The sequence below is a fragment of the Pontibacillus sp. ALD_SL1 genome (assembly GCF_017355605.1).
In genome coordinates this window covers 1,200,813-1,214,168 of record NZ_CP062974.1, presented here as the reverse complement: position 1 = coordinate 1,214,168, position 13,356 = coordinate 1,200,813, and the positions used below count along the sequence as shown (strand labels likewise).

Below are 13,356 nucleotides of genomic sequence, written 5' to 3'. Positions count from 1 at the left end.
CCCTTATTTCTTTTTCCCGAACTGCGGAATATGGTGTTCAGAAAGCGCAACGTGAATCACTTGCTGTTCGGTGTAAAATTCAAACGCATAATAGCCACCTTCACGACCGATCCCGCTGTGCTTAGAACCTCCAAATGGCGTACGCAGATCGCGGACGTTTTGCGAGTTCACCCAAAGCATTCCAGCATCTACCGCCTGTGCAACGCGGTGACCGCGCTGAATGTCTTTTGTCCAAACATAACCGGCAAGGCCGTAACGAATGTCATTTGCTTTCTCGATCACTTCTTCTTCATCCTTAAACGGAATCACGGTCATCACAGGACCGAAGATCTCTTCCTGAGCAATGCGCATTTTGTTGTCGGCTCCGAGTAGAAGAGTTGGCGCTACGTAATTGCCGCTACTGAAACTCTCTGGAACTTGCCCGCTATACACTTCACAACCTTCTTCTTTTGCAATATCGAGATAACTCTTCACCCTGTTATAATGCGTCCGGTGAGCAAGAGGCCCGACTTGCGTGCCTTCATCTAGTGGATCGCCAACGATAATATTGTCGACCCGCTCCTTCAGAGCAGCCACGAATGCGTCATAAATCCCCTCGTGAATGAAAAGACGAGAGTTCGCCGTACAACGCTCACCGTTAAAGGAGAAAATTCCCCATGTACACGCATCGAGCGCTCGATCAAATTCGGCGTCATCAAACACAATAATCGGTGACTTGCCACCAAGCTCCATCGAGAAGCGCTTCAGCGTATCCGCTCCGTTACGCATAATTTCAGACCCTGTTGTCGTTTCACCTGTGAAAGAAATAAGCTGCACATCAGGATGAGCGACAAGTGAAGCCCCGGCTGTTTCCCCGAAGCCGTGAACAACATTGAACACGCCTTTTGGCAGACCGGCCTGGTCAATGATTTCCGCTAATCGGTTCGCTGTAAGCGGTGACCACTCAGCAGGTTTTAGAATGACCGTGTTTCCTGTCGCAAGCGCCGGTGCAATCTTCCACGTCTCAAGCATAAACGGTGCATTCCAAGGCGTAATGAGCCCGGCAACTCCTACCGGTTTATGAATCGTGTAGTTTAAGAATTCGTCGTCAACAGGGTATGCGTCTCCAACCAAACGAGATGAGACCATTTCAGCATAGAAACGGAAATTCTGCGCCGCTCGGGCCACCATCTTTTTCGTCTGGCTAATGGGCAGTCCTGTGTCGTATGATTCGAGCGGTGCAATTTCATGAATGTGCTCATCGATTAAGTCCGCGATTTTGTAAATGAAGGAGAGACGGTCTTTTACTTTCATCTGCCCCCATTCCCCTTTAAACGCGGCCTTTGCAGCTAGTACGGCCTCATCGATATCTGCACTGTCTCCTTCTGCGATGTGATTAATCGTTTCATTTGTAAATGGATTGATATTCTCAAAACTCTTCCCGCTTGATGCGGCCACAAATGAGCCGTTTATATATAAATTTACATCACGCACGCTCTCTAAGATGTCTTTCACCATTTGCGTTTTATCCTGTAACTGATTACTCAATGTTTAGACCTCCTTTTTGTAAACACTTTCTTATAATGATAAAAAAATTACTTCAATCCAATACCATCAGCAATCTCTACATAATTTGCAAGGACAGAACGAATCTCATCTTGCAAAGTTCCTGTTGGTAAATCCATCGGCAGACGAAGGTCGGGATTGATTTTACCCATCATACCGAGCGCCGCTTTTAGTGGAGCTGGATTTGTATCTTTAAAGAGTACGTCGTTCAGAGGCATCAGGTCATAGTGCAGATCCTGCGCTCGCTGCACATCCCCTTCTACCCACGCATCGTAGATTTCTGCTACTTTATCAGGCACTACGTTCGCCGTTGCACTAATGTGACCGGCCCCACCAATCGCAAGCATCGGGTAGCAAAGTAGTTCAATACCTGAATAAAGAAGGAAATCACGACCGCAATTTAATAACACGCGATTAATATGCTCAAAATCTTTGTTTGACTCTTTTACTCCAATGATGTTTTCACAGTCTTGACTAAGTTTCCGAAGCGTTTCAACATGTAAATTCGTCGCTGTACGCCCAGGGATGTTGTAGATAATGATAGGAAGATCCACTGAATCTGCGACGGCTTTAAAATGTTTATATAGCGCATGCTGTGAAGGTTTATTGTAATATGGAACGATCACAAGTGCTGCATCTGCCCCGATTTCCTGAGCTTTCTTTGTCAGGTACAAGGTTTCCTGATGGTTTGTAGACCCCGTTCCAGGTACAAAAGGAACTCTTCCGTTAATCGCTTTGTGAGCCTCTTTCATTACATCAACCCGCTCTTCAACCGTTAATGAACTCGGCTCCCCCGTTGTTCCAGTCACAGAGATCGCATGCGTTCCACTGGCTATATGCCAATGAATGAGCTTTCTGAAGGCTTCAAAATCAATGGAATGGTCTTTTTGAAAAGGGGTCACAATCGGCGCGATTGACCCTCGTAGTCTTTGTTTCGCTTCTTGAATATTCATTTAGAAAACTCCCTTCTTGCCCGAAAAGATTTTATATTTTTCTGAAATATTTGTCATTTTAACGATAGCATGTGCTACGATAGATTTAAAATATCTAAAAAGTCTTCTTTTCATATTTAAAACATATATAGAATAGGAGTTGAATGAATGGATATTCGTCAGCTACGCTATTTTTACGTGATTGCCCAGGAACGTCAGATCACCCGTGCGGCTAAGCGACTTCACATAGCTCAGCCTCCTCTCAGCCAGCAGCTCAAACAACTAGAATCAGAGCTTGAAGTAAGTCTGGTCGAACGGAACGGGCGAACACTTGAGCTAACAGAAGCTGGAAAGGTGCTCTATCAAAGAGCTGAGAAAATTCTTCACGAAATGGACGACATCGTTACAGAAGTGAAGGAAACGGGTGAAGGAATAAGAGGAACGCTCTCTCTCGGATCTGTGAAGTCTTGTTTTTCCTATCTCCCACCCAAACTAAAATCCTTCCGTGACGATCACCCTCATCTTCGTTATAAACTCCAAGAAGGCGATACTTCTTCTCTATCCGAAAGCTTACGTAACCGGGAAATTGAGCTAGCGATTGTTCGGCTCCCTGTCGATAGCGAGGATTTCTCGATCATCCATTTACCAACCGAACCTTACGTTCTTGTCGTGCCTGAAAGTTGGTCAGATTTTGCTGTGGGACGTACGAGCGTTTCAATGCGTGAATTAGAAGAACTTCCCCTTTTATTGCTTCATAGACTCAGCGGAATTGGCCAATATGAATTGATCTTAGACGAATGTCGCCATCACGGATTTGAACCATCGGTGATCTGTGAATGCCCGGATGTAACCATGCTTTTGTCGCTAGTCTCAGCTCAAGTTGGAGCCACAATCGTACCTCAAGCCTCATTAAAGGACAGACATGAACCCGGACTCCGAGTCTTAACGATTCATGATGCGACCATTCAGGCTGAGCCAGCTATTGTCTGGTTAAAGGACCGCTTTCTCTCTGTCGCTGCTAGGAAGTTTATGGATCAATTTGAACCGGTTCAAAGTCTCCAGTAAAAAAGATTTGAATTTTTAGAATCTTTGTGTTTATGATAGACGTGATTCGAATTCGGCTTGAAGGAGGAAACCCTGATGAAGAAAGCACAAGTTCAGTTAAGTGGCGTTCCACAAGCAAAAGAAATGACCATTGACCCAGCTAAAGGTACACTCTCTGATGGTGACGGGTCGTTGCGATTAGACTTCCCTTTAACCGGCAACGTCTACGGAACAGCCATGAACTACAAAGGAAATTTAGATGAATTTGGTTTAGCCCTACATGAAGCCCCGTACAAAAAGCCACCAGAAGCACCCGTTTTATATATGAAACCTCGTAATACATTCACAGGACCAGAAACATCGATTACGATTCCAGACGGCGAAACGGAAGTGGAAATCGGTGCCGCGCTTGCAATCGTATTTGGTAGAACGGCTAGTAAAGTGATAGAAAAAAACGCGCTTGATTTTGTAAGCGGATACACAATTGTGAACGATATATCCATACCACATAAAAGCATCCACCGACCAGCGATTAAGGAGAAAGCTCAAGACGGCTTCTGTGCAGCAGGCCCCTGGATTGTAAACACAGATGAAGTAGTGAATCCAGATGACCTCGGTATTCGCATTTATATAAACGGCGCCCTGCGTCAGGAACATTCCACTTCAGAATTGGTTCGACCTGTTGGAAAACTCATTGCGGATGTGACCTCATTTATGACGCTCTATAAAGGCGATACGCTGCTCGTCGGTCTGCCACCAGGCGCACCACACGTTCAATCAGGTGATGAAGTCCGTATCCAAATCGATGAAATCGGCGCACTCACCAATCATTTTGTTTCAGAACGTTCGTATGTGAAGGAGGGCAACCGATGAAGAGAGCACGCGTAAGTTACAAAGGGAATATTTACGGGGCCATTGTAGAACATGATCAGCTTATTCTAGAATCTGGACAAACCGTACAAGAATCAGAGGTCACTTGGCTCCCACCTCTTGAAGCAGGCACCATTTTTGCCCTTGGTCTGAATTTCGCCGACCATGCATCAGAACTTGCTTTCAACGCACCAAAGGAACCTCTTGTCTTTTTAAAAGGACCAAATACACTTATCGGCCATCATGGCGAAACACCTCGACCAACTGATGTGACGCATATGCATTACGAATGTGAGCTTGCTGTTGTCATCGGAAGGCAGGGAAAAAACATCGGAAAAGATGAGGCATACGATTATGTAGCCGGCTACACGATTGCAAACGACTACGCTTTCCGTGATTACCTAGAAAATTACTACCGTCCGAACTTCCGTGTGAAAAACCGTGATAACTGTACGCCAATTGGGCCTTGGATTATGGATAAAGATGATATCGTTGATCCCATGAACCTCGCTCTCAGAACGTATGTAAACGGGACACTTGAGCAAGAAGGAAGCACGAAAGATATGATTTTTTCTGTTCCGTATCTAATTGAATATTTAAGTAGCTTCATGACACTTAACGAAGGCGATATCATCTTAACCGGAACTCCAAAAGGCCCAACAAAAGTAAACGTCGGTGATGAAGTTGTTACAGAAATTGAGGGCATCGGCCGTTTAGCGAATATGATTATTGAAGAACAACCCGCTCCAATATCCTGAAGGAGGAATGACCCATTGCCTCATATTATTGTGGAGTACACCGATAATTTAGTCGATTTTGATTTCCCTTCTTTGTTGCAGCACTTGAACCTGGTATTAGTGGAATCTCCCCACTTCCCAACAGGTGGGATCCGTTCCCGAGCTGTGAAGCTAACAGATTACGTAGTCGCTGATGGAACGGAAGATGATTCGTTCGTTCATATTGAATTAAAAGTAGGAGCAGGTCGAAGTGAGGAAATTTTAAAAGAGACAAGTGAAGCCCTATTTGCAGTAGCTGAATCGTTCTTTAACGACTGCTTTAAAGATCACTATCTGGCTCTATCGCTTGAGGTGACGGAATTTAACTTCCCTACTCAGAAGAAAAATAATATTCATAACCGGTATACAGGCTGAGCGTTCAGCCTGTTTTTTTGTGGATTTAGAAGTTGAGGAGTTAAGCCCAGGAGACTGGTCAGACTCCAGCTTGTCTCTCGGGCTTGAGTCACTTCCACCCGGACTTGAGCCGCCCCCCAGGGCTTGAGTCACTTTCTTCCTACTTGAGCCACTTCCACCTGGACTTGAGCCACTCTCCCTCCACTTAAGTCACTTTCGTTCAGACTTGTGACGCTCTTCTCAGACCACAAAAAAACTGCCCAAACCAAGTTTGGGCAGCCTACATAACAAACATTTAATTAATCAAAGCCTGCAACGGAGCAGGAATACGTCCGCCGCGGTTCACGAAGCCTTCGCTACTGTATGGATTTACACCCATAACTGGAGCGCGGCCAAGGAGTCCGCCGAATTCGATCATTTCGCCTTCTTCTCTTCCTGGAACCGGAATGACGCGTACGGCTGTTGTTTTCTTATTGATCATACCGATTGCCGCTTCGTCTGCGATGATGCCAGATAATGTTGCAGGTGAAGCGTCACCTGTTAGGGCGATCATATCAAGACCCACAGAACAGACGCATGTCATCGCTTCAAGTTTTGACAAGGAAAGGGATCCTTCTGTTACCCCTTCAATCATACCTTCGTCTTCACTGACTGGGATGAACGCACCGCTTAAGCCACCAACATACGAACTCGCCATGGCGCCACCTTTTTTCACAGCGTCGTTCATAAGAGCGAGCGCTGCGATTGTCCCGTGCGTACCGACACGTTCAAGTCCGATCTCTTCTAATATGCGAGCAACACTGTCGTTTAGCGCATTCGTAGGTGCAAGAGAAAGGTCGAGAATACCGAATGGAACGCCGATTCGTTCAGCTACTTGGCGCCCAACGAGTTCACCAGCGCGGGTGATTTTGAAGACCGTATTTTTAATAACGTCAGATACTTCACCAAGATCAGCTTCCGGGTAACGCTTGAGCGCGCTCAATACAACTCCTGGTCCACTAACGCCAACGTTCAGGACCGCTTCGCCTTCACCTGTTCCGTGGAAAGCGCCGGCCATAAATGGGTTGTCTTCTACTGGATTACTGAAGATCACAAGCTTCGCACAAGCGATTCCGTTTTGATCCTTCGTGCGTTCTGCTGCGTCACTGATGACGTGCCCCATTTGTTTGACTACGTCCATGTTGATTCCTGTACGAGTAGTCGCTACAGAAACAGAACCACAGACACGCTCAGTGACACTTAGGGCTTCAGGAAGAGAGTCAATTAAGGTCTGATCGCCTTTGGTGACACCTTTATGAGTAAGAGCGGAATAACCACCAATAAAATCAACGCCAAGGTCTTTCGCTGCCTGGTCTAATGATTTTGCAACTTCAACAGCTTCTGCGACCGTTGCATTACCGAGAATCTCAGATACAGGCGTAATCGAGATTCGTTTATTGATGATTGGTACGCCGTATTCTTTCTCGACTTGTTCCGCTACAGTTGTTAAGTCTTTTGCGTACGTTGTGATTTTGTTGTAGACATTTTCTTTTAACTTATCGATATTGGGATCGGCACAGTCGCGTAGGCTAATCCCAATTGTAACCGTACGGATATCGAGGTTCTCCATTTGGACCATACGTATGGTTTCTGTTATTTCGTTAAATGCAATATTCATGGGGAGGCCTCCTTAAATGCGGTGCATAGACTGGAAGACTTCTTCTAGCTGCAGACTAATTTGCACGCCTAAGTTCTCGCCAGTTTCTTGTAGTACTTTTCTGATTGCATCAAGATCATGCGCTTCTTTCACATCGATAATCATGATCATGGTGAAGTACTCTTCCACGATCGTTTGGCTAATATCGAGCACGTTTAATTTATATTCTGCGAGTACGTTTGTCACGTTCGCGATAATGCCGACTTGGTCTTTTCCAATAACGCTTACTACTGCTTTACGTTTTTCCATGATGATCCACCTCTGACTTTATTTTCTGTGAACAAAAAAAGAGATCAGCTCTCGCCGACCTCAGACAAACGTACCCATACACGTATTCTGTATGTAGTTCGTTCCTGTCCGGTTGCCTGAGATCATGAACCCTTCGGCGTCGCTTTAAAAGCGATCTCTCCAGGATTGGCTCCAGTTATAGTGTTACCCATAACCTTCACAGCCACTATTCTTTTGAATAAATGTAATGGTACCAATATGCGTATCGTTGGTCAAGGACTATGTTTCATTTAAACCGTTAGCATATCGCTAGATATTTAACTCGATGTATTCAATACTTTGCAAAAGTACTAAGAGGGGCCAGACACCCTTCATCTCTTTAAAGCAACGCCGCGTGCCAGACACCCTTTCACGCTCTAAAGCACTACTGGGTGTCTGACACCCTTCACTGCTCTAAAACACAAAAAAGCAAGTACCTGCTACCAGGTACTTGCTTTCAAGTTTATTTTTGGTGGTAAACGACTGCTTCGTATGGGCGAAGGGTGATACCCTCCTTAGATGCGTCAGGTGAACCGCTATAGTTATGAATCATAACGGAAGCTTGATCAAAGCTTACGTCTTCTGGCCATGGACGTTCAACTGTTTCCCCTGTCCAGTTTGTTACAACGACAAGCGTTTCTCCTTCATGTTCACGCTTATATGCATAGACTTCTTCATCTTCCGGCCAAATGAGGGTGTGATCCCCATTTACGATCACCTCATGTTCTTTACGAAGAGCAATCAGCTTCTTATAGTAATGAAAGATTGAATCCGGATTCTCACGTTCTTTCTCGACGTTAATCTGATCGTAATTCGGATTCACTTTTAGCCAAGGGGTGCCAGAAGTGAAGCCCGCATTGTCAGAAGCATCCCACTGCATCGGCGTACGTGCATTGTCACGGCCTTTTTCATGAATGGCTTTTAAAATTTCATCCGGGTCATGCCCTTTTTCAACGACCATATCCTGCCAAAGATTTCGGATCTCCACATCTTCGTAATCCTCAATGGATGGAAAGTGCACGTTTGTCATCCCGATTTCCTGACCCTGATAGACATATGGCGTGCCTTGCATCATGTGGAGCCACGTTGCAAGCATCTTCGCACTTTCAGCGTGGTACTCTCCATCATCACCGAAGCGAGAAACCGAACGAGGCTGGTCATGGTTCTCCAGATAAAGGGAGTTCCACCCCTTATTAAAGAGCTCAACTTGCCATTTTGACATAATTTCTTTTAACTCAGTTAGCTTCCAGTCTTTCTCTTCCCATTTCCCCATCTGACCACCAGGCTGCGCATCGACATCCATGTGCTGGAACTGGAATAACATCGATAACACGCCTGAATCTTCATTTGTAAACTGCTTCCCTTCCTCAGGCGTTACAAATCCAGTCTCCCCAACGGTCAGAATATCGTAATGGTCAAGCACTTCTTCTTTCATTTCCTGCATAAATTCCATGAAACGAGGACCGTTGGCGAAATAATCGCTCCCCCACTGGAATTCATCATCAGGCTTCGTGACAGGCGCATCCGGTAGTCCTTCCACTTTTGAAATTAAGTTAATAACGTCCATTCGGAAGCCATCGACACCGCGATCTAACCACCAGCGCATCATCTCATATACTTTCTGACGCACATCTGGATTTTCCCAGTTCAAATCCGGCTGCTTCTTCGTAAATAAATGAAGATAATACTCGCCTGTTGGCTCATGGTACTCCCACGCTGAACCACTGAAAAAGGATAGCCAGTTGTTCGGCTCTTTCCCCTCTTCATTAGGTGGACGCCAAATATAAAAGTCACGATACGGATTGTCTTTTGACTTCTTCGCTTCCTGGAACCAAGGGTGTTCGTCAGACGTGTGATTGACAACAAGGTCCATCACAAGCTTCAGTCCTTTCTCGTGCATCGTCGTAATTAACCGATCCCACGTTTCAAGGTCACCGAACTCTGTCATAATGTCCTGATAATCACTAATATCATAGCCGTTATCATCATTAGGGGACTTATAGATCGGTGAGAGCCAGATGACATCAATCCCAAGCTCAACAAGATAATCAAGCTTTTCGATAATGCCTTCTAAATCTCCAATACCATCACCGTTGCTGTCATTAAAGCTTCTCGGATAGATTTGATAGACGACCGAGTTTTTCCACCATTGTGTTGATTGTCCCATTTCTTAAATCCCCCTCGTTTATTCTTTTACAGCACCTGAAGTCAGACCAGATACGATTCGGCGCTGGAATAACAGCACCATAATGACAAGTGGAACCGTCACAATTACCGTTGCCGCAGTGATCTCTCCCCACGGAATTGTGTACTGTCCCTGGAACATGCCAATACCAACCGGCACCGTCTTATGGCTTTCTGCTGTATTAATCGTTAAAGCAAATAGAAACTCATTCCATGCTGCTATGAACACTAAGATTGCTGTTGTAAAAATGCCTGGCACAGCAAGTGGCAGGATAATCTTGAAATACGTCTGCATCATAGACGCACCGTCCATTTTCGCTGACTCTTCTAAATCGAACGGGATCTTACGGAAAAACGTAACGAGTAACCAGATCGATAAAGGTAGTGCAAATGTCGTATATGGGATAATTAACCCGAGATAACTATTCGTTAAACCCAAATTCTTCATAAAAATATAAATCGGCGAAATCGTTGCGATTTGCGGAAACATAGAAACGGATAACACGATGCCTAGAATTACGGTTTTCCCAGGGAAATCGAGACGTGCTATCGCATAAGCTGCAAAAGCCGCTACAAAAACGGTATAAACCGTTGTGATCGTCGCTACGACGGTACTATTCCATAGGTACTTCAAAAATGGATAATTCACAAAGACAGACACATAGTTCTCAACTGTTGGATTACTTGTAAACCAATTAAATGCTTCATCACCAAACAATTCAGCTACCGGCTTGACGGAGCTCAATAAGATCCACAGAAACGGGAACATGATGATGAAAATAAACACCGCTAAGAATAGGTAGAAGCCTACCCCTGCTTTTTTCTGCATCTAGATCACTCCTTATTTTTTCGCTCCGTCTCCAAGTAAGTCTGAGCCTAAGAATTTAATGTAAATCATTGAGATAATCGCTACACAGATAAACACAATAACCGCAAGCGCCGAACCTTCTCCAAAATTCGTTTGAGCAAACATAACTTTATATGAAAAGATTGAGATTGTTTCAGTGGCGTTCGCTGGCCCTCCACCTGTTAATACGTAAATTAAGTCAAAAACACGGAAGGCATCGAGCGTACGGAACAATAATGCGACGAGGATACTCGATTTAAGGAGCGGAAGGGTGATTTGTGTGAACTGCTTCCACTTACTTGCTCCATCAATCGAAGATGCCTCATACAATGAACTTGGAATCGTTTGAAGCCCAGCTAGTAAAAGAAGGGCCATATACGGCGTTGTCTTCCATACATCTGTTAAAATAACCGCTGCCATCGAGCCAAATGGTGTGGTGAGAAGAGTACTCATTTGATCGATCATGCCAATATCAGCAAAGAATTTAGCGATGATTCCGTTTTGCCCATCGTAAAGAAAGCCCCACATTTTAGCGGAAACAGCTGTCGGAATGGCCCACGGTATTAGAATTGCCGCCCTAACCATACCTCGTCCGAAAAATGCTTTATTAATCAGAAGCGCAATCGCCATACCAAGGACGAGCTCAAATCCAACTGAGATGACAGTGAAAACTCCAGTATTCATAAGGGAAACCCACATGCGCTTTTCTGTTAAGCTATTTTTATAATGGTCGAGGCCAATAAAGTTCGACTCGACAACCGTTTTAAGTAAAGCATTCGATAAACCGGTGAGCTTGTCTCCTTGCTGCAAGACGCCTTCATCCTGCAACTCATTTAACTCTTTATTAATGGAAGCGAATTCGTCATCAAACTCTTGTCCGAATGATCGGTCAATCTCAACAAATTTAAGATCCTCACTTGGAACTTTAAAGTTAAATAGGAGTTCATCTACCTCTTCATAAGGACCTGCCACACCATCCTGAGCTTTTAACCGCTCATCAAACTCCGTTAACTCTGCCAACATGCCCTGGAGCTGATTTTGAACATCAGAGGGTGCATCATCGATCTCTTGGTCAAGTGCCGTCACTAAAAAGGGCTGGTTATTTAAGTACCGCTCGAGATCAAGCGTATAATCTAAATGAATGCTAGACTTCGTTGGGTCATTTAATCTGTAATCAAATAAGCTAAAATAAAAGGATTGCATAACAGGCCAAATCGCAATGGCCAATATGAGGATTAACGATGGAGCAACTAAAAGGTAACCCATTCTTCTCTCTTTCTTCTTTGAATCATTTACCTTCGTGGTGACATCCTGTTTTGACGTTTTCAGCCGAGTCGACACGACAACCTCCTCCTTTATTGCCCTAAAGGGTTCAGGAGAGTAGAAAAGGGCACTCCTCCTTCCCACGATATAAACGACTGTCATTTATAAAGTTGGAAGAAAAAGTCGCCCTTCACTTCATCTCTCTGAATGGACTTACTGCATCACTTCTTGTAATTCTTTTTCCATATTCGCTGCTGCTTCTTCTGGAGTAACCTCACCAGCAATCGCTTTTGATACATTAATTTGAATGATCTCAGAAACTTCTGGATAGTTTGGCGCTACAGGACGGGAAACAGCTGCTTCAAGTCCATTCTGGAACCCTTCTTGCTTGAAGAATGGGTTGGCTTCAAGCACTTCTTCGTCTTCAAATAGAGCTGGAAGTGTTGGTGCTAGGCCACCATGAATGGCAGAGATCTTCTGACCTTCTGGACCTGTCATGAATTTAACGAACTCCCACGCTTCTTGTGGATGCTCAGAGTATTTGTTGATCGCTGTCATCCAGCCACCAAGCGCTGCTGCAGAACCTGCATCACCTGCTGGAAGTGGTGCAACTCCGATGTTTCCAACGATGTTAGATTCGTTTTCATCATTTGCCAGATTCCATTGATATGGCCAGTTACGAATGAACGGAGACTGTCCCTCAATGAAAGCAGTATGAGACTCAACTTCAGTAAAGGTCGTTACGTTTCCAGGAACGAAATCAGAAGAAGCGACTTCGACCATCTTTTCAATCCCTTTAATCGTTTCAGGGCTATTTACAACAACTTCTCCGTCTTCATTTAGGATGGACCCGCCATAAGAAGCGATAAATTCAATCGCGTTACACACTAGACCTTCGTATTGCTTCGCTTGCATTAAGTATCCAAATTCTGTACCTTCAGCACCTTTGTTCTCTTTAGCAGATGCAATCAGCTCATCCCAAGTCGTTGGTACTTGGTCTTCTGAGATGATATCTGTACGATAGAATAATAGTCCTGTGTCGATAAACTTCGGCAGTGCCCACTGCTTTCCGTTAAAGGAAGAAGCAGATAGTGCTCCCTGGTTGTAATCATCAGTATTTACACCGTCTTTTTGCAAGAACCGATCAAGCGGCAGCACGTAACCAGCTTGTGCAAACTCGGCCGGCCATACAACGTCTAAGTCCATAACATCAATTTCAGAAGACTCAGCGTTTAGCATCGTTACATATTGATCGTGCTGTTGCCCTGTATCAGAAGGCATTTCACGAAATTCTACTTGAATGTTCGGGTGTTGCTCATTGAAGGCTTCTATGATTTTATCTGTGCCTTCTGTAGAATCTTGCCCACGTGCATAAACAAGTGTTACAACTTCATCAGATTCTGTAGCTTCTTCTTCACTATTGTCAGAAGACGTGTCCGTTTCTTCCGTTGTAGAATCATCTTCATTATTCGTAGACGATGTTGTATCATCATCTCCACCACAAGCTGCAAGGGCTAATACAAACACCAACATAAACGACAACAACCAGTGCTTCATTTTCATTAAAAGACCTCCCCT

General features: G+C 44.6%; 12 protein-coding genes and 1 riboswitch. Of the genes, 4 read left to right on the top strand and 8 right to left on the bottom strand.

Annotation, left to right across the window (positions count from 1 at the left end; genetic code table 11):
• Positions 1–3: 3 nt before the first annotated feature.
• Positions 4–1,497, bottom strand: a complete 1,494-nt coding sequence (gene hpaE / locus IMZ31_RS06075) for a 5-carboxymethyl-2-hydroxymuconate semialdehyde dehydrogenase (protein WP_207530318.1) — start codon at positions 1,495–1,497, stop codon at positions 4–6.
• A 77-nt stretch (positions 1,498–1,574) separates the two neighbouring features.
• Positions 1,575–2,498 carry a 2,4-dihydroxyhept-2-ene-1,7-dioic acid aldolase gene (gene hpaI / locus IMZ31_RS06070; protein WP_207529670.1) on the bottom strand — a complete coding sequence of 308 codons (924 nt, stop codon included), beginning with the start codon at positions 2,496–2,498 and terminating at the stop codon, positions 1,575–1,577.
• Positions 2,499–2,645: 147 nt separating this feature from the next.
• Here hpaI and IMZ31_RS06065 point away from each other — a divergent pair, with 147 nt between their 5' ends.
• The 4 genes from IMZ31_RS06065 to IMZ31_RS06050 all read left to right on the top strand — a co-directional run bounded on the left by IMZ31_RS06065 (position 2,646) and on the right by IMZ31_RS06050 (position 5,542).
• The gene (locus IMZ31_RS06065; protein WP_207529669.1) at positions 2,646–3,542 is read left to right on the top strand and encodes a LysR family transcriptional regulator; all 897 of its coding nucleotides are present in this window, start codon (positions 2,646–2,648) and stop codon (positions 3,540–3,542) included.
• Positions 3,543–3,617: 75 nt separating this feature from the next.
• Complete coding sequence (locus IMZ31_RS06060; protein WP_207529668.1) at positions 3,618–4,394, top strand: fumarylacetoacetate hydrolase family protein; 777 nt, start codon at positions 3,618–3,620, stop codon at positions 4,392–4,394.
• Positions 4,391–5,149 carry a fumarylacetoacetate hydrolase family protein gene (locus tag IMZ31_RS06055; protein WP_207529667.1) on the top strand — a complete coding sequence of 253 codons (759 nt, stop codon included), beginning with the start codon at positions 4,391–4,393 and terminating at the stop codon, positions 5,147–5,149. Before IMZ31_RS06060 ends, IMZ31_RS06055 begins: the two co-directional genes overlap by 4 nt.
• 15 nt (positions 5,150–5,164) lie before the next feature.
• Complete coding sequence (locus IMZ31_RS06050) at positions 5,165–5,542, top strand: 5-carboxymethyl-2-hydroxymuconate Delta-isomerase (RefSeq protein ID WP_207529666.1); 378 nt, start codon at positions 5,165–5,167, stop codon at positions 5,540–5,542.
• Between the two features lie 274 nt (positions 5,543–5,816).
• Here the strand turns inward: IMZ31_RS06050 and IMZ31_RS06045 are convergent, their stop codons facing one another.
• The 6 genes from IMZ31_RS06045 to IMZ31_RS06020 form a co-directional block, all read right to left on the bottom strand.
• The gene (locus IMZ31_RS06045; protein WP_207529665.1) at positions 5,817–7,178 is read right to left on the bottom strand and encodes a PFL family protein; all 1,362 of its coding nucleotides are present in this window, start codon (positions 7,176–7,178) and stop codon (positions 5,817–5,819) included.
• Between the two features lie 12 nt (positions 7,179–7,190).
• On the bottom strand, positions 7,191–7,466 hold the full coding sequence (locus IMZ31_RS06040) for an ACT domain-containing protein (protein ID WP_188652622.1): 276 nt from the start codon (positions 7,464–7,466) through the stop codon (positions 7,191–7,193).
• A 94-nt stretch (positions 7,467–7,560) separates the two neighbouring features.
• A riboswitch (glycine riboswitch) is annotated at positions 7,561–7,639 on the bottom strand.
• Between the two features lie 308 nt (positions 7,640–7,947).
• Positions 7,948–9,651, bottom strand: coding sequence for a glycoside hydrolase family 13 protein (locus IMZ31_RS06035; RefSeq protein WP_207529664.1), 1,704 nt, complete (start codon positions 9,649–9,651; stop codon positions 7,948–7,950).
• An 18-nt stretch (positions 9,652–9,669) separates the two neighbouring features.
• Positions 9,670–10,497, bottom strand: a complete 828-nt coding sequence (locus IMZ31_RS06030; protein ID WP_207529663.1) for a carbohydrate ABC transporter permease — start codon at positions 10,495–10,497, stop codon at positions 9,670–9,672.
• Between the two features lie 12 nt (positions 10,498–10,509).
• Positions 10,510–11,781, bottom strand: a complete 1,272-nt coding sequence (locus IMZ31_RS06025; RefSeq protein WP_207530317.1) for a carbohydrate ABC transporter permease — start codon at positions 11,779–11,781, stop codon at positions 10,510–10,512.
• A 210-nt stretch (positions 11,782–11,991) separates the two neighbouring features.
• Positions 11,992–13,341, bottom strand: a complete 1,350-nt coding sequence (locus tag IMZ31_RS06020) for an ABC transporter substrate-binding protein (RefSeq protein WP_207529662.1) — start codon at positions 13,339–13,341, stop codon at positions 11,992–11,994.
• Positions 13,342–13,356: the final 15 nt, after the last annotated feature.